This window comes from Nitrospira sp. CMX1 (genome assembly GCF_054902215.1).
The window spans coordinates 1-19,944 of the sequence record NZ_JBUBKD010000053.1; the positions used below are offsets into that span (position 1 = coordinate 1).

The 19,944-nt window shown below is 52.9% G+C and carries 18 protein-coding genes; all 18 read right to left on the bottom strand.

What is annotated here, in order from left to right:
- Positions 1-1,007 (bottom strand): tRNA guanosine(34) transglycosylase Tgt (gene tgt / locus ACYX34_RS13460; protein ID WP_462077084.1); only part of this gene is annotated, 1,007 nt, incomplete at its 3' end.
- A 25-nt stretch (positions 1,008-1,032) separates the two neighbouring features.
- Positions 1,033-2,754 carry an arginine--tRNA ligase gene (gene argS / locus ACYX34_RS13465; protein WP_462077085.1) on the bottom strand — a complete coding sequence of 574 codons (1,722 nt, stop codon included), beginning with the start codon at positions 2,752-2,754 and terminating at the stop codon, positions 1,033-1,035.
- Between the two features lie 112 nt (positions 2,755-2,866).
- Entirely contained in the window at positions 2,867-3,853 is a 987-nt protein-coding gene (locus ACYX34_RS13470) for a glycosyltransferase family 9 protein (protein WP_462077086.1), read from the bottom strand.
- A 24-nt stretch (positions 3,854-3,877) separates the two neighbouring features.
- Positions 3,878-4,489, bottom strand: a complete 612-nt coding sequence (gene mobA, locus ACYX34_RS13475) for a molybdenum cofactor guanylyltransferase (RefSeq protein WP_462077087.1) — start codon at positions 4,487-4,489, stop codon at positions 3,878-3,880.
- Positions 4,490-4,577: 88 nt separating this feature from the next.
- Positions 4,578-6,350: a c-type cytochrome gene (locus ACYX34_RS13480; RefSeq protein WP_462077088.1), complete on the bottom strand. Its 1,773-nt coding sequence runs from the start codon at positions 6,348-6,350 to the stop codon at positions 4,578-4,580.
- 56 nt (positions 6,351-6,406) lie between these two features.
- The gene (locus ACYX34_RS13485; RefSeq protein WP_462077089.1) at positions 6,407-7,444 is read right to left on the bottom strand and encodes a c-type cytochrome; all 1,038 of its coding nucleotides are present in this window, start codon (positions 7,442-7,444) and stop codon (positions 6,407-6,409) included.
- Positions 7,445-7,489: 45 nt separating this feature from the next.
- Positions 7,490-8,791 carry a c-type cytochrome gene (locus ACYX34_RS13490; protein ID WP_462077090.1) on the bottom strand — a complete coding sequence of 434 codons (1,302 nt, stop codon included), beginning with the start codon at positions 8,789-8,791 and terminating at the stop codon, positions 7,490-7,492.
- An 83-nt stretch (positions 8,792-8,874) separates the two neighbouring features.
- The gene (locus ACYX34_RS13495; RefSeq protein ID WP_462077091.1) at positions 8,875-10,791 is read right to left on the bottom strand and encodes a cytochrome ubiquinol oxidase subunit I; all 1,917 of its coding nucleotides are present in this window, start codon (positions 10,789-10,791) and stop codon (positions 8,875-8,877) included.
- 70 nt (positions 10,792-10,861) lie between these two features.
- Entirely contained in the window at positions 10,862-10,993 is a 132-nt protein-coding gene (locus tag ACYX34_RS13500) for a hypothetical protein (RefSeq protein ID WP_462077092.1), read from the bottom strand.
- A 395-nt stretch (positions 10,994-11,388) separates the two neighbouring features.
- The gene (locus ACYX34_RS13505) at positions 11,389-12,336 is read right to left on the bottom strand and encodes a formylglycine-generating enzyme family protein (RefSeq protein WP_462077093.1); all 948 of its coding nucleotides are present in this window, start codon (positions 12,334-12,336) and stop codon (positions 11,389-11,391) included.
- 13 nt (positions 12,337-12,349) lie between these two features.
- Positions 12,350-13,261, bottom strand: coding sequence for a formylglycine-generating enzyme family protein (locus ACYX34_RS13510; protein WP_462077094.1), 912 nt, complete (start codon positions 13,259-13,261; stop codon positions 12,350-12,352).
- A gap of 30 nt (positions 13,262-13,291) precedes the next feature.
- The gene (locus tag ACYX34_RS13515) at positions 13,292-13,648 is read right to left on the bottom strand and encodes a hypothetical protein (RefSeq protein WP_462077095.1); all 357 of its coding nucleotides are present in this window, start codon (positions 13,646-13,648) and stop codon (positions 13,292-13,294) included.
- A 30-nt stretch (positions 13,649-13,678) separates the two neighbouring features.
- The gene (locus tag ACYX34_RS13520; protein ID WP_462077096.1) at positions 13,679-14,326 is read right to left on the bottom strand and encodes a DUF3047 domain-containing protein; all 648 of its coding nucleotides are present in this window, start codon (positions 14,324-14,326) and stop codon (positions 13,679-13,681) included.
- Between the two features lie 14 nt (positions 14,327-14,340).
- Positions 14,341-16,176, bottom strand: coding sequence for a cytochrome ubiquinol oxidase subunit I (locus ACYX34_RS13525; RefSeq protein WP_462077097.1), 1,836 nt, complete (start codon positions 16,174-16,176; stop codon positions 14,341-14,343).
- A gap of 43 nt (positions 16,177-16,219) precedes the next feature.
- Positions 16,220-17,287, bottom strand: a complete 1,068-nt coding sequence (locus ACYX34_RS13530) for a hypothetical protein (protein ID WP_462077098.1) — start codon at positions 17,285-17,287, stop codon at positions 16,220-16,222.
- Between the two features lie 77 nt (positions 17,288-17,364).
- A complete protein-coding gene (locus ACYX34_RS13535) occupies positions 17,365-17,859 on the bottom strand; it encodes a PCP reductase family protein (RefSeq protein ID WP_462077099.1) in 495 nt (164 codons plus the stop codon).
- Positions 17,860-17,901: 42 nt separating this feature from the next.
- A complete protein-coding gene (locus ACYX34_RS13540) occupies positions 17,902-18,615 on the bottom strand; it encodes a DUF420 domain-containing protein (RefSeq protein ID WP_462077100.1) in 714 nt (237 codons plus the stop codon).
- Positions 18,616-18,732: 117 nt separating this feature from the next.
- A complete protein-coding gene (locus tag ACYX34_RS13545; RefSeq protein ID WP_462077101.1) occupies positions 18,733-19,713 on the bottom strand; it encodes a methyltransferase in 981 nt (326 codons plus the stop codon).
- Positions 19,714-19,944: the final 231 nt, after the last annotated feature.

Genomic DNA, 19,944 nt, shown 5'->3' on the forward strand with positions numbered 1-19,944 from the left:
CACAGATTGTGGATCGTGTTGAGTCGAGCCCCCAACATCTCCTTGACCATAAACAAGTGATGCAGATAGGCACGAGAATACCGGGCACACACCGGGCACCCACAATCTGGATCGATCGGCCGTTCATCCTCCGTATATTTCGCCTGCTTAATCACAACCCGCCCTGATGCAGTAAAGAGAGATCCCGTTCTCCCGTGGCGAGACGGCACGACGCAGTCAAAGAGATCCACGCCTCGAGCGACACCCTCGACTAAGTCTTCAGGAAGTCCCACGCCCATGAGATACCGAGGTTTCGTCTCCGGCAACTCCGGGACCGTCGCATCGAGCATCCCATACATATCCGTCTTACTCTCACCGACCGACAATCCGCCGATCGCGTAGCCCTCGAACCCCAACGTCACCAACTCCCGTGCCGACGCGACGCGGACGTCCGCCTCCAATCCACCCTGGACAATCCCAAACAAGGCCTGGTCTGTCCGACGACGCGCAGCCTGACAGCGCTCTGCCCAAAGCCTGGTCCGTCGTACCCCTTCCTGCACCACCTCCCTGCTGGCAGGAAGTGCCACACACTGATCAAGTACCATAATAATGTCGGCCCCTAAGGCCTCTTCAATCTCGATCGCTTTCTCCGGTGTAATGACATGCGTTGACCCGTCGATATGCGATTGAAACGTGACGCCATCATCCGTGATCTCGCACAATTTCGCCAAACTGAAGATCTGAAACCCTCCACTATCCGTGAGGATGGCTCCAGACCAACCGGTAAAGGCATGGAGCCCGCCCATACCCGCGACGATCTTGTGCCCAGGACGTAGGTACAGATGGTACGCATTGTTGAGCATCAGGCCGAACCCTAACTCCTGCAGATCCTTTGGTTCAAGTCCCTTTACCGGTCCGAGAGAACCCACCGGCATGAACGCCGGGGTCTCGATCGTGGCATGGCCCGTCGTCAACTGGCCGATGCGGCCCTTGGAGTACGGATCTGGCTGGTGGATCTGGTACTGCATCACATCGCTCGCTGGAAGTGGCAAACTACATCTGTTCAGGTGCTGAGAGGCCTAGGACGTCCAGCCCATTGGAAATCACCTGTTGGACGGCTCCCATCAAGACCAACCGTGCTGCAGTGCGACTGGGTGCGAGCACGTCGGCCACCGACTCATCAGGATCTAGCTCCCCAGCCGGAGGGAGAATCCGGTGCTTGTTATAGAACGTGTGTAAGAGCGCCGCCAACTGCTGAAGATAATACGTCACTCGGTGCGGCTCAAACGCGAGGGCGCTCGCCTGAAGCACCTCGGGATACGCAGCGAGCTTCTTGATCAAACCCAACTCGTCTGGATCCGTAAGCACCGTGAGATCCGTTTCGCTCGCGGATGGACGGACAATACCTCGCTCGGATGCGACGCGCCAGAGGCTGCAAATTCTTGCATGCGCATACTGCACGTAGTACACCGGATTGTCGTTGGAACGCTGCTTGGCCAACTCCAAATCAAATTCCAAGTGGGTCTTGGAATCCCGCATCAGAAAATAAAACTTCGCGGCGTCCGCCCCAACCTCGTCAATGACCTCCCGCATCGTGATGAAATCGCCGGTCCGCTTGGACATCTTTACTTCAACGCCACCCCGTAACAGCTTCACTAATTGCACCAACACGACGTGTAGACGCTCCTTCGGATAACCATACGCCTGCACTGCGGCTTGCATCCTGGGGATATACCCATGGTGGTCGGCCCCCCAGACATCGATCAACAGATCATAGCCCCGTCGCAGCTTGTCGTGATGATAGGCGATATCGGAGGCCAGATAGGTATATTCGCCATCCTGCTTCTTGACGACACGATCCTTCTCGTCTCCGTACGCGGATGATCGAAACCACCACGCTCCGTCTTGCTCGAACAAGAGGTCCCGGGCTTTCAGTTCGTCGCAGGCCCGTTCCACAGCCTGTGATTCCAGAAGGGAGGCTTCGCTGAACCATGAGTGGAACTCGATGCCAAAGGCCCTGAGGTCGTCGCGAATATGCCCCAACAGGTCTTGGTATGCAAGCGTTCGGCAACGAGCCTGGAGGTCCTCCGAACTCAGTTCGCCAGCCACACCATCAAGTTGGCCCTTTATTTTCTCCGCGACCGCCGTCACGTATGCTCCGTGATACCCATCTTCCGGGAATGCGGCGAGTCTCCCTGACAATTCGAGGTATCGTGCGTACACCGACGCACCCAACAGTTTCATCTGCCGCCCGGCGTCATTGATGTAGTACTCACTGACCGCATCATATCCGATGGCCTGCAACAGCCGCCCAACAGCTTGTCCCACCGCAGCGCCTCGGCCATGTCCGACATGCAATGGGCCTGTCGGATTTGCGCTCACATACTCAACCAACACTCGACGGCCATTCCCAATATCTGTCCGGCCATAGGACCGCTCCTGCGCCGCGATTTCCCGAATGACTTCCTGCCAAAGAGTTGGCTTGACGGTGAGATTTAAAAAACCCGGCCTGACGATTTCCACACGGTCAAACAGTTGGTCTCGCTCCGAGAGGTTGTCTACAATGATCTGCGCGATGTCATGAGGCGCCTTCTGCTCGGAAGCTGCCAAAGACATCGCCACGGTCGAGGCCAGGTCTCCCCACTCTGGCCGCTTGGGGGCATCCAGACTCAGCGTCGGCCAGACCGGCGTCCTAAGCTGCCCCTTTTGCTTTGCCCCATTGAGAGCAGTGAGCAGGGCCGTAGCGACCATTCCTTGCACAATACCTTGCGCCAAAACCATCCCCTCAGCCGTATTGAACAAACGGAAATCAACGGAGCACTCTAGCATTATGAGATAGCGAGAGACAAGGCGGTTTACTTTGAATTCCGAGGGGTTCCGCTTAAAACTATGCTGACCCGGATCCCGCCAACAAAGTCAGAATTTGATCGATCGGCACACCAAGGCACGGCTTTTCCTGGCATTGTCGTACGGCTTCCCATGATCGGCAGAGACAGGATGGCCCTCGCAAAATCGTGACATGCTCCCCGAGCGGTGCCCATCGATCCGGATCGGTTGGCCCAAAGACGGCAACGGTTCGAACACCAAGGAGCGCCGCTAGGTGTGTCACGCCGGAGTCATGCCCAAGAAAAAACTTGGCGAGCATAAGAACTCCGGCAAGTGTTGTAAGATCAAGATTTCGAAGAGTTGGCGGTCTTCGGCGACTCACCTGCAGCACGCGCTCGATCGCACTCTGATCAGCTGGCCCCTCAAGGACAACCGGTACCAGACCTTTCTGATCGAGCCTCTGGATGAGAACGGCAATAGTTTCTGGATTGAGACACTTGTGCACACTACCGCTTCCAGGATGCACCAGCACGAATATCCGTCCCCGTGGAACCCCTATATGCTCAAGGCAGGCGCTCCCCTCTTCGACAAAAACTGAAGGAACCTGGATAACCCTGTCTGATGACTCATCGACAATTGACTCATCCACGGTTTCAAGAAAACGATGGCTCTGATGCCTGGTACGTAATGCAAGAGAGAATGGTGATTGAATCCGCACTTGTGCGACACCAAACTCCTGGAAAGTGGCACGAAGTGCGTCCTCGTTGTCATCTATCCAGGCGACCGCGAGATCACATCGATGGAACCACGTCTCTAGCTCACGCGATAGCGGAACGCCCTTTAGAAAGAGCCCCGCCGTTGCTGATCCTTCCAAGGACATCCAATCATTCATGACACCGCAAGCTACAAGAAATCGACTGACAGAATCACGGGCAATGAGTAACGTGTCTCGCCCTGAAAACCGAGCACGAAGTCTTCGTATAGCCGGTACTGCCAGTAGGACATCCCCCAAAGAACCCGGATGCAGAATGATCAACGACCGTGTCATGCCTATTCGGGAAGCATCACTGCCTCAGCCACCCAACCGATCTTCATACAGGGAACGCGCTCGGTTAAGATCAGACGGTGTATTCACATTCTGAAACGATCGTCCTTCTGGATCAATCGTGCGAATCTCATCCTCCGTGATCAGACAAACACGGAGTGCAGGGACTGCAAGCAACCTCTGTAGCTTCAGTTCACCGTTTCTCATGAGTTCCTCGACAACCGATAAACAGTTTCTACTGTAGATTGCATGGGTCGGCTGAAGTCGGCCGTGCCAATACGCCACAACGAGATCCGCATGATCTTTTTTCCCGACCATGTACTGGACAAGATCCGCGCGAATAAATGGCATGTCGCACGCAGCGAGAAAAATGTACTGCGTTGTAGCCTGATGTAGACCGGTATACATGCCCCCCAGACTTCCACAGGATGGGATGAGGTCACGAATAACTGGGACGTGAGCTTCAAGTGGCTGACTATCCTGAGCAATGACTATACAAACACGTTCAAAAACCTGAGAAAGAACATGACAACTCCTCTCCAAGAGGGTACGTTCCCCCACAGCGAGAAACCGCTTATCTTCTCCCATCCGTCGACTTTTCCCGCCGGCCAGAAGGACCCCTGTGACATCGGAAATCATACATCCATCACTCTTCTCAATAAAAAAAGGGGGTGGGTTACCCCACCCCCTTTGAGCTGATGACGCCTACTCGCGTTTCAAATGAAAGCTAGAGCGCCTTTCCTTTTTTCTTATTTGAACGGCGGGTCAAGACCCATCCCTCCAGGAGAACAACACCAACTGCAATCACAACTGGATAGATATATGTCTCCTGCGGAACCGGGGGATTCATAAAGGTATAGTAGAAGGCTGACACGGCCATCTTCCGTCCCGCATCACCATTATGACCGTCCCAGGCAAAGAAGACGGTCGGGATGTATTGCCCCACCTCAAAGAAGGTATCCTCGTCATAATCCTGATCCTTCTTATTACCGACAGGCCGCTGAATCATAACGTACCACCGGCCATTCTTCCACTCAGCCTTCAAGAGCTTCATGGCTTCTTCGTAATTATCACGCTCTTCAAAATCCTTATCCCAACCTGTCCCTTTGAAGGCGCGAAGAGATCCATCCGCTTCCCACTTCACGATGTCTACAGGGAACTGTTCGTTAGTGCCGAACAAGTACCGCGGCTTGATTGGAGCTGGAAGCTCCTTCCATTTTACTGCTGTTTCAATGGCAATCGCGTCATTATAGACCGTATAGTTGTTCTGGTGAGCCGCGATGGATCCTTCTTCACCGGTTTTCGGATCCTGTTCCTTGATATCTATGTTGACCTGTGTAGGAGCCCAAGGGAGCTTACCCTCTGCCACACTCTTTGTTCTGTCATCCCACTCAACCAGATAGACAATGTGTTTATCGTTGTAGAGTGATCGCACCCAAATATCGTCGAGCCGATTCACAAAGTTCCTCGGCTTGTGGGTGATCTGCCCGCCCATGGCTACGTATCGCTTTGGAGCCTTTTTCCATGCTTCATGCTCCAGATCGGTTGGGATTTCCCCCTCAACCATATCCGATGGAATGACGAAATTGATTTTTGGCTTATCAGTCAGAGGGTCGATTGGTAAAGGGTTACCCAGTGGATCCCTCTCACAAAGGGAATTGACGAAGTTGGCAATATCCCACCGTTCATCGACGGTCGTATTGTCTGCGAACGAAGGCATTGGAGTGCCGTTTACTCCTGTCGAGAAAGTTCTAAAAATGTTGGACACATTGTAGGGGTCCTGACGGCTCCCACGGAAGTTCCAGCACTTATGCCAATTGGCCGGTTGAATTGAGAAGCCCCAGTCGTCTTTCAAATTGAAGGCGTTCCCATCGCCACGGCCTTCCATACCATGACATTCCACACATTTTTTTTCCACGATTAGCTCGCCACCACGCTTCTTACTTTCATCGGTAGCAGGCTTTGGCTTCAAGTCAGCTAACTGAAGCACGGTTTGGCTCTCGGACTGTTTATCAGTAAATTTCCTGTCTTTGACCAGCTGGGTCGTCACAAACGAGAGGACTTGCTGACGCTGCTCTTCGCTCAAGATACCTTCCCACGGGGGCATCGCAGACCCGGGAAGACCATGCGTCACAGTTTCGAAGAGATCGTTCTGACCAGGGATTGGTTTCTTCGCATCAAACAGTGGAAGTTCACCACTCGCTGTGTGGCGAATTTTAAAAGTACCTTGGTTGAAATTTCTGGGGCGAGGCCAGAGTCGGTCGGCACCAGGCCCGTCACCTGCTCCATCGACCCCATGGCACCACACGCACTTGGTAAAATAGACACGCTTACCTGCTTCAATCATTTCTGCCGAGGGTTCAGGAGCAAGATCACCTTTTTTAAAACCCTCAGGGAGCCCTTGCGCTAAAACCGACGAATATCCAGCACTAGAAACTAAAACCACTCCGAAGGCTGCAGCCGCGATGATCCCGGCCTTCTGAGTCATACTGTCCATCATGTTTGGCCTCATAATCTTCATTATGTCTGGTTTGGCATTGCTAGGGGTTATAGCGACTAATCCCAAGTCCGTGGATAGTAGCCAGTGTGCCAATATTCAAACAAAACGACTTTCCAAATTTCATCCACGGTGAGGTGTTGTTCCCATGGGGGCATGACTGAAGCCCACGGGAATCCTTCATTAGGTAAGCCGATACCGCCCTTTGAAACACGCCAAAAGATAAATGTTTCTTGCAACTGTGCGATTGTACCTGGGTCGGTAAAATTTGCCGGAATTGGATTGAAGGCAAAGGCGTGCAGCCCTCTACCATTCAGGTTATCGCCATGGCAGAAATGGCAATTTTGGAAGAAAATCTCTCCACCCTCTCTGACGTACTTCAGGTAACCTTGGTTTTTCTCATCCCAAGGATTGGCATTTGGTTTCATCAAACGCCCCATTCCCTGCTCGACAATATTGGCATTCGAAAACTCTTGATCATATTTCCCTTCCGGATTCACGCGGTAAGGGTTCTGCGATGTCTGCAAGGTATAGGTCTTACCATGCACTTTTGTGCTGGCAGGCGGAGCGGGATGTACCGTTCGTAACTCAATGGGCTCCTCCGATTTCGGCATCATGGCGTTGAAGGAGAACCCCCCGATCAAAATCGGCAAGAGCACAAGATAGCCATAACGTAATAGCCTTTTCCCACCTGTTTGAGCATCAAGTACGTTCAGGATGGGTTGCTTGAATTTCGTCCAGTCCTCTTCATTCGCAGATATCCACATGAACACTGTTACAAGTCCGACTGTCCCGTACATCGCACGCACGCTGAAGGGTATTGGAGGGTAGACACGATATTTGAGATAGACCATCAAAAATACCCAGAACCCGATCCCTTGCCAAAACCTCGGGATGGCCATCCCCATTGCACTCATCATGTAGCTCAGCCCAGTAAAACCGATCACATAGCATGCCACTTCGAGCAGCAGCTGGATCGGCATATACCCTTCGACTAATCGTACAGTAGTGGATGGAACAACATCAAAGAACATCCCACCCAGAAGGAGTAGACCCGCTACTCCAATCAAGGCACCAAGTGACATCAATGCTTTCATCGGCAAACTCCCTTTACTCTCCGCATGACAGATAACCAGGCGCTACTAAATCTTCGGTGGCGGCGCTCCGGTTTTCACTTGCGACAAGTAGTCAACGATTTTCTTCAATGCTCCAGCGCTCAATTTCTGGCCAAAGATGGCCGGCATTGTCTTATCTGGAAATGGTTTAACAACATATGCGCTCGGATCGACGATGGACTCCATAATGTATTCAGCAGGTGATTTTGCTGTGCCCTTGTAGGCTGGATCTTTTATGCGCTGCGAGGCAGTTGTCCCTTCCTCGAGCTTCGGACCAATAGTCCCCATGGCGCCGGGAATACCAGGGATAGTATGACAAGACACACACTGGGCTTTGGCAAAAATTTGATCAACAGGCTCTGATCCATCCGCCAGCAGCGATGTGGCACCTGCGGGCTTGTCATCCGCCTGCTTTGGACGGTCTGCCTCAGGAACAAACTTTTCATACGACTTCACAATTTCATCGAACGATGGAGGTTCGACCCCCTCGCGTGCATATATCCACGTATCAACAGCCGCAAGCTCTGCAAGACTGAGTGATATCGGCGGCTTATGAATAGATGGCATCGGGCTTTCCTTGTCGTTCGTACCTTTCACCCCATAACCAGCAACGACATAGCAACTAGGACAGGCATGTGACTCTGCAATGTACTCCTGTACGGTTTCTGCAGTGCCTGAACCAGGGAATGCTTCCTTGACGGAATACTCACGCTTTGAGGGGTTACCCTTAGAATACTTGGGATCTTCCAAGCGCTCCTTACGGGTCGGTAAACCTAACAAGTTTGGCGCTCGCTCACCGAGCATCCCTGCATGGAAGGCATGACACAGCGGACATTGCCCCTTCCCGATCGCCCCCTGTTCCTTATTTTTTCCGACACCGCCAAAAATAATTTCCTCACCCTTGTCAGCCAGCTGTTGAGTGGACATGGTTTCCCACGTCACCTTTTCCTCTACCGGCGGAAAGCCACCTTCCACTTGGGGAAGCCAGTTTCCATAGCCAGAAAGGAACGCAGCCACGAAGAACATCATGCCACCTATCTTCAGGAGAGCGCTAAGGTTGGTGAAGTACAGCGCCATGATGAAGGTGGTTACGGTGATCATCACCAACGAAACAGGAAGCAACCGACTTTCACCGTAGAAATTGGTCTTGTAATTGGCGATCGCCATAAATAGAAGAAAACAGGATACAATCCCAATGAACGTCTTAAATACTGCGCGTTTCTTCGCAGCAGGGTCGCTGATGGACACTTGAAAATAAACCAGCAGACCCGCAAGGGTGGCCAGAGCCATCCAACCCATCGACAGTGCTTCTGCAATCAAATTACCCAAGGTCGTGACCTCCTACAGCTACAACTTCCAGGGAGGACATATCCCCACCCGTCCGTTGAGCCGACTATCAAAGAAGACACAGGTTAATGACTGGGAGCCGGCTGCGGAACACTACCAGGTATTCCAGTCTTGGACTCAACCGGAACCTTCTTCGCCGTTAAGCTACCCAACCAAAAAACAAAGAGAATGGTAATCCAGAAAAACAATACATTGGCCGAAATCATATTGGCGGCAAACCCCACCGTATGGGTATAGGCCCAAGGGGAATTGTCTCGCATGATCTCATTGACATGCCAAAAGAGTCTGACGGATGAGCGAATATAGCCCATCAACCCCATCATCCAAGTAAACGCGGTTGCCAACATAATGAGAGCGTATTGCGAACGAGCGGAAATCTTCCCCCACTCAATCGGCCCCATTTGCTTGGCACCCTTCATCATGAAGCTGTTCAATGCAAACATGAAGAAGAGACACGACAAGGTTGTTGCCACTTGAGGAACCGACAGACCCACCCGGACGTTTGCCGGAATGTAATATCCATATACGGCAAGAAATATAATATTGAAGTACGCGCAGGCGAAGAACACGCCCATAAAGATGTTACCGAACTTTGCCCAGGATACAGTTGAGACTTTATTCCCTCGCATGTACCAGACAAAGCTCAACACTGTGGTGGTAATAATGACGTTAATGCCCCCGTTTTTCGCAGACATAACCCCATAGTTACCCAACACTGGGTGTTGCTGACCTCCCATGGCTTTCAACTCCGCTGGAGTCATCACCATCGTGTGCGGAGTAATGAAGACCATGTACCCGCAGGCAAGGAGAAAAACCAGATACTTAATATAACGTTGATACTTCTCTGCTCCACGCATACGCCCCATGGCCTGCCAGAGATAGTAATTGGTACTCAGGAAAAGAATTCCGATCATCGTGGCCTGGATAATGAACAACCAAGCAAGCAGACCGCCCATCAGGGTAATACCCATCTGCTGGCGATAGGCATAAACCTCACGCATGAGCCAATATCCGGCAAATGGCAACGGAATCAGAAATGCAACGCCCAGTGCCATAGCGATGTAGCCCATCCAGTCATAATGAGCTCGGTCTTCATCCGTTTTTGACGCCAAAAACTTGTACGCAGCATATGCCGCAACAACACCGCCGCCGAATGCCATGTTCCCAAGGATGCGGTGAAGGTTGAGAGGATTCCAGAGTGCGGTGTGAATCACATGCCAGATATTCCCAAGGTACCGACCCTGCTCATCAACACCGGCAGGTGACATCATGAAACCGATCCACGAGTTTGCGAGGAACATGAGCAGTGTTCCGATGACGTTTAAGACCACCGACATGCTCAAATGAATCCACTTCAAAAACCCCTCCCTCATCTTGTCCCAGCCATAATAGTAGATGTAGAGGGTTCCGCTCTCCGCCACAAACATCAATGCATAGATGTGCATGACCGGACGGAAGATACCCGACAAATACGAGAAGAATGCCGGATACAGAGTCAGGAAGGTAAAGATCAGAATACCTCCCAGAATAGCCGTAAGAGAGTAGGCAGTAAGACTGATCTTAATAAAGTCATAAGCCAATTGGTCATAACGCTTCGCGAGTGCTTTATCCTTCGTCACGACTCCCATAAACTCGATAATCATGCAGAAAATCGGCACGGCCAATACAAAACTGCCGTAGTAGAGATGCTGCTGGTTCGCAAACCAGAGCAACACGCGACTTTCAAAGTTATACCTCGGATAGTCCTTAACACCATCCGTCGTCTTAGGAGCAGGAGCACCAGACACGATGCCCTCGGTCTTATAATAGACATCCCGACCCTTTTCGACTTTATCCCCTTCCTTCTTTGCCGCATCGCCCGCATGAGTCTCTTCACCGATGGCCAGTGAAGGCAACGCCACGACGACCGGAAGCAGAAGGAGGCCGACCATCATGCAGAGCGCCACAATCGAAAATATGCGCTTGCCGGCTAAAAGGCCCATGGAATACCTCCTTAATACCCTACGTTAAATGTATGATTTTCAGAATACTTGACTACACCTTCAGGAGGGCTCAGTTTTTGAAGAGATACCAAAAGTCCAGCCCCTGCATGTCCATGAGGTAGTGATCGACCAACACAAAATACCCAACGGTAATAACAAGAGAAACAACAAGTGCAATGACTGGATTGTTAAGCGCGCTCATCTTCTTCTTCCTCTCTTCTGTCGACCGGTATTATCAATTGGTTAAGCCAGCCAGACCCCACATTCAAGACAGACTCCGCTCAAGACTCAGCAAGGGCACTGAATACCAGCAAACCAATAGAAAAACCATAATCCGACAGCTAAAGTAACATAAAAAATCATCTTCCCAATTTTTACTTTAAGCTCACTATCAGGGGTAGCTGTTGCCATCGTCATTTCACTCCCGGTCAAGATAGTTGGTAAGGGATAAAATTCAGAATTACTGCATTTCCTTGACAGGCATCCGGCCCTGTGTTATCAAAATTTCTCAACTTTCAACGCAAACTAGAGAGGAAATTGTGTCGAAAAACTCAAAAGTGTTTGACATTATAGTTTTGGCTGGAATGGTTGTCAACATCATTTTGGCCGTGTTTTTGATCCTCTACTACTTTGATTTTCTGTAATTTCTTCTGATTTTTTCTTCTCTTCCCCTATCGTACCGACAGTCGAATTTGCGCAGCGAAATCCGATCGTTTCATCTCGAAAATCCGGCATCATCTTGCTTCGGCTGGTGATTCGAACATCTCCTCCGCTCGTGGTGTACCCTCCGCCACGAAGGACACGATAGGTGCCATACTCAGGGCTTGGTGGATTCTGCTCCGGTGAGCTCTTATAGTAACTTTCATCGTACCAATCAGCCACCCACTCCATGACATTGCCTGCCCCATCCATCACTCCATAGGGACTTTTGTCACTCTGAAATGTGCCGACACGCGCCGAGGCTTCATGACCATCCTGCACACGAGCCCAATTCGCCCCATCAGGTTGCTCCTTATCTCCCCATGGCCAGAGCCTTCCGTCCGTACCTCGCATAGCCTTTTCCCATTCAGCTTCATTAGGAAGCCGCTTGCCCTTCCAACGACAGTACCCATCAGCGTCGTCCCAGGACACATAGACGATGGGCTGATTGATACCACGCACCTTGGCCCCGCTCTTGGCATAGCGCGAAGGGAGTCCAGGTTTTCGATGCCCTGTGGCCAGAACAAACTGCTGATACTGGTAGTTCGTTACCTCGTACCGATCAATCGCGAACGCATCCAGATAGATGGTTCGTTGCGGACGCTCATCGAAGCCCCCACCCTCGGTTCCACGAACGAACGGCCCCGCCGGAATCGTCACCATTTCACCTGAAATAGGTTCTTCTCCAGGAGCACTATCTGCCATCGACACAACTTCGGCAGCGGTATCAGCCGTCGGTTTTTCATAGGGCGTAACCGTGGTCCCGCGCATAATGGCTACGATGGGCATAGCCGCGCAGACCAACACAACAAACAGGAAAACGAGCTTGAACTTTGATTCGAGCATGCCGGCCTATCACTCAGCTCTCAGCTGAAGCTGAATCCAAATCACTTGCGCAGCGAACACCGATCGTGACATCGGTACGCCAATGTTTAGCGGCAAACCGCTTGGACAGCCTTGCGTGATGTTCGGTCTCTCTCCAAGAGCCCCCCCGCACGACTTTCAAATCCGCATTGTCCGGCCCCTTGGGGTCACGAAACGGAGATTTCTTATAGTAATTCTCGTCGTAGGAGTCCTCAACCCACTCTGCCACGTTCCCTGTCATATCGTGAATACCGTAGGGGCTGCGCCCGCTCTCGAACGATCCGGGAGGAGCCAGATACTTATATCCATCTTCCATACCATCAACATTGGCAGCATTGACGACGAACTTGTCACCCCATGGATATCGCCTCTTACTCTCACCCCGCCCGGCTTTTTCCCACTCCGCTTCCGTGGGCAAACGCTTCCCTGCCCACTTGCAGTAGGCAGCCGCTTCATCCCACGAGACACTCATCGCCGCAAACTCAGGCTTCAAGATCTTTGATTGATCGTCATCAAACACCTCGATTCTCGGCATCCCCCGCTTCGTCATCTTGGCGAACCGCTGATATTCTTGCTGCGTGACCTCGTTCCGATCGATATAGAACCCCTTCAAATAGATCTGATGCTCCGGCGCCTCATCGGGATCACCGTCATTGCTTCCCATCGTAAAAGGCCCTTCCGGAACTTGCACCATCTCACGCCCTTCGTCTCCGATCTTTGTCTTGTATATGGAGAAATCCTGAGCAGGCAGACTGCTGGCCGTCGGTCGTGCTTCGGACTTCACCGATGCCGCGAGCTGTTTCATCTGTTTGGCCTTATAAGATTCGTAGGCCAACAGACCGATCATGAGAAAGAAGGACGCAAACACAAAGATAATGGAGCCGACTAGGACACCCTTATTTTCCACAGATACCTCGATAATCAAGACCCATGAACTCTACGACGGCAACGTTCCCGCCTGTTCGGCCGCCGCCTTCTTCGCTGCACGCACATCGAGCAACATCGAAATCTGGACACCAAGAAAGCCGCCCATGGCTGCTCCGGCCCCAGCACCAACCCAGATCCGGTCAGCACCGGCCATCAACCAGGCTAACAGACCACCAGTAACCGTACCGACAAGAATGCTCACAAGAAAACGGCGACCACCAAGAAAACCGATCACCACACCAAGCCCAAGCCCGACGAGGATGGCAACCGGCATCAGCCCCCCACCCATGGTCGTCCCGATCAGGGTCCCGACTGTCCCCATTACGACGATCCCGAGCGCAATATCAACGACCTTACGACTCTCCATTACATCAATCTCTTAGAGGCCGCCCATTCGTCACTTCCCCGGAAGGGCGACAAGCGGACCAAAATCGATCTCCACCCCAGGCGCAGCGATAATGGAGATTCCCCACGCTTTCTCCGCCGGCTCATGCTTATGGATCTTCTTAAAGTCCTCGTACACATTGACGCGCTCTTCGAACCACTGTCCGATCTCCTTCGTCCCAGACTGGACAACAATCTCGGATCCGCTGAACATCCCGCCTTCGGTCAAGGTGCCCTCCGGCTTCGACTCACTCCAGACATATTTCGTAAACACCGGGATAAACATCAGATCGGTATCGAGAGAGGCATAGACGGCTGCAAGTGGTTCGTTTCCAGTTGCTGCCTTAGTCAGACGCCATCGCCAAGTCAGAACCGGATAGGCCTTAGGATCCCAATCAATTTTTTTCTTTTTGATCCGTTGACCGGCATCCTTCGCAGACAAAAAGCTTGCCCCGTTCTCGGACTGTACCTTATACGCTTCGCGACCCTTTGTTTGGCTCCGCTGGTTTTCGTGTTCCCATGAAGAGGGAAACCCGTCCGCTTCTTTTGCTTGAAAAGCTTCCAGCACCAGCGTCGGCTCTCCTGTAATCGCAGGCGCAACCCCAATCGCGAGAACGATTGAGCCGAGCACAGCCGCAGCCATCGACACAGTGCATCTCATTCCTGATTCCCTTTCTATGTTTCTTGCGATGGAATCGGACTCAGTAAGGGAGACTCCTTCTCTCTCACGTCCTCAACCATCACCGGCTGTTGTCCCCGCTCGCACATCCAGAACAACGCGAGCACCGCTGCCCAGAACACGACCATATTCAGTGTCACCATTTTGGTCGCATATTGGAGATCTGGGGTGAAGGCCCATGGTGAGACATCGGCCATCAACTCGCTGACGTGCCATGACAAGCGCCCTGAGGAACGAATGTATCCCATCAACCCCATCACCCAACTGAACGATGCTGCCAACCCAAATAATCCAACCATGCCTCGTAGCGGAATCTTCCCCCACTGAATCGGGCCATGCACCACCGCACGCCTGAGCATCAACCGATTGATCACAACCCCGACCAGAATAACCGTGAACGTGGTAAGGGCTTGTGGAGCGGAAAGACCGACGCGAATTTTTGCCGGCAAATAGAATCCGTAGATGGACAGCCAAATGATGTTCACCGCGCCGACCACATACAGCACCGTGATGAGGATATTTCCGGTCTTGATCCATGAGATGGTCATCGTTCGATTCGCGCGGCGATAGTACAAGAAACTGAGCGCCGTCACGAGAATGAGGATATTCACCGCTCCGTTCTTGGCCGACATGACTCCATAGTTGCCGATGACCGGATGTTGCGCGCCTCCCATGGCCTTGGCCTCACTGGCAGACGTCAGCAGTGTATGTGGTGTCAACCAAATGAAGAGCGCCAGCATCAACACGCCCAGAAGGAGCTGATAATAAGGCTGATACCGCTCTCCTCCCTTGATCCGCGCCATGCTCTGCCACAGATAGTAGTTGATCCCCAAAAACAAGACACCGATCAAGAGGGCCTGCACTACAAATAGCCAGGTGAGCAGTCCTCCCATCATCGTCACTCCCATGGTCTGACGAAACACGAAGACCGACTTCATCAGCCAATACCCGGCAAACGGCATGGGAATGAGGGCGCAAACCGTGACGAAGAGGAACACATATCCGACCCAATCAAAATAGGCGCGCTCCTCGTCGGTCTTGCTGGTAAAAAATCGGTAACAGGCATAGGCGAGCACTACCGCTCCACCGGACATCATATCCGCCAAGAACCGATGGACGTTCAGAGGATTCCAGAGGGCGGAGTGCAACAGATGCCACGCGTTACCCAGAAACCGCCCCTGTGCATCGACCCCGGCCGGCGACATCATGAACGCAGACCACGCGTTGGCCATCATCAGTAATGCGGTCCCCACGATGTTCGTCACAATGCCGATCGCGGCGTGAATCCACTTGAGGCCTCGATCCGCCATTCGGTTCCATCCGTAGTAGTACACGATGAGCAGCAACGCTTCTCCGGCGAACACAGCAGCATAGGCCGGCATAAACCCCTTAAACGTCCCCCCCATATACTTCATGAAACTCGGATAAAGCGTGATGAACATCGTCAACATCAGACTGCCGATCAGCGCCGTGACCGACATGGCCAGGACCGCCACCTTCGCAAGGTCTCTCGCCAAACCATCGTAACGAAGGGCCAAGGCCGGCTTTTTCGTGATCAACCCCAAAAACTCCAGTAAGGCGCAAAATAACGGCAAGGCGAGAACGAATCCGCCAAAATAGGTATGTTGCTGCGTTACAAACCACACGAGTAACCGACTATCGAGTGAACCAACTTGAGGGTAGACTGTCTCCTGGGGAGTGGGAGCCGCCGGTCCCTGGGGAATTCCCTCGGTTCCGAAGTACACGTCAGTGGATGAGTCGGCAAAAGACAAATCGGGGCCATTCCCCAGGCAGCCAAGGGTGATTGAAACGAACGCGATGCACAGTGCCACACAAAGCAGGGAACCGTTTATTCTGAATCCTTGAACCATAAACCTATCCCTTCATCCCAGTCTTACCGAGTGCCAACTCCCCAGTTGCATCGGTGGCACCGATGGTCTTGCCCAGAATCCCCATCACAAACGGGCACCGCAACATTCCACTCGATAATTGCGGCGCATGTTCATCTTCAACATGACGGCGATCACCCAGATAGTACCCATACAGAGCCATGATGGCCGTCACAATTGCCCCCATTACAGCTGCCGAACCGGTCGAGATCGTAGGCTGCCTTGCGACAAACAACAGCAACCCCATCGCGACCAGGTAATAGGTCGAGGCAAAGGCCATCCCAGGCCACCACCAATATTTCACCAGCTCACCCGGCGCTGTCCGACGAAGCGTCTGCACCCACGAGGTAGAAGGATAGAGCCCACCGAAATAGGCACAAAGAGTCAACCCTCCCCCAAGAACAGTCACGGCGAACAACTGGGCCAACGCCGCTCCCTGAACATCCGCGATGAGCACTCCTGGAAGAGCTGCCAACACACCCAGGCCAAGCCCTGCAAGGACCCACGGCCCCAGTTGCCCGGTCTTGTGCTGCAGCAACATCCGAAGTGGCGCTCCATCCGGGAACGTGAGAAAGGGCCGCCCCATCTGCGAGAGCCGACGCACATGCCCAATCTCAAATGCATCACGTGCGACGGATGTACAGGAGATGATGATTGCCATCATCGCCGGTCCATCGGGATGCTGAAGATAGCTATAATTCATGATCCACAAAAGAGTCAGCACCAGGAGGGAAAGCTGAATGCCATAGACAGCGCCGATCCATCCGATGAGCCAGCTGAGCAACCGGACGCCATCGTGGCGCACAATCTCCGACCAGGGGGCAGATCGCCCAACCCGATAGGCCAAGACCGCCGTCATCATTGCGACCAGCGCACTCACAGCCAAGAGTACCAGCGGCTCGCCGATCGGAACGAGATGTTTGGCAAGGCGATAAATCCCGAAAGCAATCAGCCCCGGAACAAACATCACGATTCGTTTTTTCTTGCGGACGGCGTCTTCCGTCACGGCCAAGCTCAAGCTCGGAAGTACCCGCAACGCCATTCGATGCAACATGATTAACTCGTCAAAAGTGAAAAATGAGAGGTGAAAGGTAGTTCGTTCTTCTCGTCTTACTTTTCACATTTCACCTTTCACGTCTTTTGAGCGCCCATTCCAAAATACTTCGCCTTCACTTCTTCCATGAGCGCCACCGTGATACGGAAGAGCCCACGATCAGCCGCCGTCCGCTCAAGTTCGATACGAGCCATGGCACGAACCGGAGCCGGAACCCGATCCAACCGGCGTTCCGCTTCAGGATCCCATTCAACCCGGTTGCCCCCACGAGGCTGCAGCAGCATGTCATACGTCACCACACGGGTGTTCTGAGAACGGGCCTCCTGTTCCACCTCATCTCGAGTCAAGGCAGCCAGATAGGGCGGCATGCGGTCCAGTCGGTGCAGCGCCTCATCAGTCCACAGCAACCGATCGACCAACTGGTTCGGCTGTCCCCCAGGCACATCGATACCGACTTTTAAGCCGCAACCCCTACATTCCGAGCGGATGAACCATTGGAGAACGCCGTCATCATACGCACGTTCCTCAATCCCCTCCGTATGCATCCATCGACCACAGCCGCAGGTCAGCATACCGGGCCCCCGTAAAGCGTTTCGGGACGGATTGCCATTACATCACCCGATCTTGCCTGGGTACAGGATGTACAACATCGTATAAGTAAAGCTTCCGGTCATGAATAGTACACAATAGATGACCATCGTGAACCGGCCCAGCGCGCGATGCCGCTGGGCACCATCAGGCCAGATTCGTTGGATCGTCATCTCAATCGCGAACACAAATGCTACAAGCGCAAGAAAGATCAGGTAGACCTCCAGCTTACGCATCGAAAATCCGGCGGTCGCCACACGCGAAAAAAACAACCCCAGCACGATCACCGCCACGACACCGAACACGATCCCGATCTTCTTCCACGTGGTCATGAGCCGTGATTCCCGGAGCGATCGCACACCGTCGATGAATTGCTGAGAGCGAAACCCCAACACCATCATGTACACCGCCATGATCAGCCCGATGATGACCAAGATAATGTGGAGGGTCAGTACCGGGATGAAGACGTAGTCATAGAGCGATTGCGAGCCGCCGAATCCTTCTTTCCCTTCTACCGCCAGCACACCGAGTTGCCGGAACAGATAGTACGCCACGAAGAAACTGAGCATGGACATCATACCGCCGAGCATCAGCCAGTGATGGGCATCGGCACGGCGCCGCCGAGCTTGGACCCAGCCGATGATGAAGAGCGTCGTGAATAACGTGGCCATGAACTGGCTTAAATCGGCACCAGCCGTTGCCTGTGTACCAAAGAACCCTGGTCCTCGTAGCCAATCCATTCCGTTTCCTCAACAAGCAACGCCTCACCGGCGCATGACTCACTCGTTTCGAGGAAACTCGCCTCATCTTGAAGCGAGTATTGCCCCACTCACGAATAACGCATGACGATTCGCGGTCTATGGCTTCACCCCTTGAACGACAGCCGTCTTCTCCAGTTCCGTCGTAGAGGCACATCCTGCCTGCACTAGCCATTGCATAGCTTCGCTCGTCTTATAACAACTCCCGTACTGGGTGTTCATCAGGATGTGAACCGTAAACGCCGTTGTCCAAGCAGGGCCAGTGCCGGCTTCATCAAGAAACCGATCCTTGATGATGAGTCGCCCACCCGACGCCAACGAGGCCACGGCCTTGGCAACCAAATCCTGGTTCATCTGAAACGTCTGATAGTGCAGAATGTCCGACATCAGGACCACATCGTAAGGCCCGCCAAGCTGGTCTCTATTGAAATCTCCGGGATGGAGTGTGATCCGCGACTCCAATCCGGCTTCCTTCACCGTTTTTTCCGTCAGTTTGAGCGTCGCCGGAAGATCAAACACCGTTGCACGTAGGTCCGGGTACACCTGGCAGAAGGCGATCGCGTTTGTACCGACTCCTCCCCCCAAATCCAGTACCCGCTCCCGACCGACGAGTTTCAGCCGCCTGGCCAAATCCGGTCCACTTTGCTGGCCGATACGGTTCAACACCGCCAACACATTCCCGCCCAACTCCGGATCCGTCTCAAAGACATGCCGGTCCACCGACCGTTTGCCCGTTCGAACCGTCTCTTCAAGCTTTCCCCAGTTATTCCACTCCGCATCGTGCAGTAGAAGCAAGTGACCGATGTACTGGGGGGAGTGCCGAACGAGATGCTTCAGCGCCGTCAAAGAGTTGCGATATGACCCGCCTTCTTTGGTTAGGAGCTTCATAGCCACGAGTGCGTTCAAGAGGAGCGACAACGTCGGCGCGTGGGCCTGCAACCGACCTGCCACATCACCGATATCCCGAGATGCTTCGCCGATTGCAGAAAAGACGTCGAGCTTGACTGCAGTCAGGAGGATCTTCGTCTCCCAGTAGTAGCCAAGCTGAAAGATTTCTGCGAGTGAGAGTTCTCGTGACACACCAATCCCTCAAGCAACAACGCTGAAAAAGAGGCATCTTACCTAGAGGGGAAAGAGAAAGGCAAGGCGAGGCGGTGATGGAAACCTGCTGAAAACACGAAGGGCAGCGGGTATCCCGCTGCCCTTCTCTCCATACGAGGACGCTATGAAACAGGCTTACTTGATTTCAGCCTGGAGCTTGGCGGTACCGCCGTCAGTCACATCAACATCAAATTCGATCTTCTTGGCCTT

Excerpts from the sequence above, each read along its gene's own strand:
- ACYX34_RS13470 (WP_462077086.1), bottom strand. The coding sequence starts at position 3,853 with ATGACACGGTCGTTGATCATTCTGCATCCGGGTTCTTTGGGGGATGTC.
- mobA (WP_462077087.1), bottom strand. The coding sequence starts at position 4,489 with ATGATTTCCGATGTCACAGGGGTCCTTCTGGCCGGCGGGAAAAGTCGA.
- ACYX34_RS13480 (WP_462077088.1), bottom strand. The coding sequence starts at position 6,350 with ATGATGGACAGTATGACTCAGAAGGCCGGGATCATCGCGGCTGCAGCC.
- ACYX34_RS13485 (WP_462077089.1), bottom strand. The coding sequence starts at position 7,444 with ATGAAAGCATTGATGTCACTTGGTGCCTTGATTGGAGTAGCGGGTCTA.
- ACYX34_RS13495 (WP_462077091.1), bottom strand. The coding sequence starts at position 10,791 with ATGGGCCTTTTAGCCGGCAAGCGCATATTTTCGATTGTGGCGCTCTGC.
- ACYX34_RS13500 (WP_462077092.1), bottom strand. The coding sequence starts at position 10,993 with ATGAGCGCGCTTAACAATCCAGTCATTGCACTTGTTGTTTCTCTTGTT.
- ACYX34_RS13505 (WP_462077093.1), bottom strand. The coding sequence starts at position 12,336 with ATGCTCGAATCAAAGTTCAAGCTCGTTTTCCTGTTTGTTGTGTTGGTC.
- ACYX34_RS13515 (WP_462077095.1), bottom strand. The coding sequence starts at position 13,648 with ATGGAGAGTCGTAAGGTCGTTGATATTGCGCTCGGGATCGTCGTAATG.
- ACYX34_RS13520 (WP_462077096.1), bottom strand. The coding sequence starts at position 14,326 with ATGAGATGCACTGTGTCGATGGCTGCGGCTGTGCTCGGCTCAATCGTT.
- ACYX34_RS13530 (WP_462077098.1), bottom strand. The coding sequence starts at position 17,287 with ATGTTGCATCGAATGGCGTTGCGGGTACTTCCGAGCTTGAGCTTGGCC.
- ACYX34_RS13535 (WP_462077099.1), bottom strand. The coding sequence starts at position 17,859 with ATGCTGACCTGCGGCTGTGGTCGATGGATGCATACGGAGGGGATTGAG.
- ACYX34_RS13540 (WP_462077100.1), bottom strand. The coding sequence starts at position 18,615 with ATGGATTGGCTACGAGGACCAGGGTTCTTTGGTACACAGGCAACGGCT.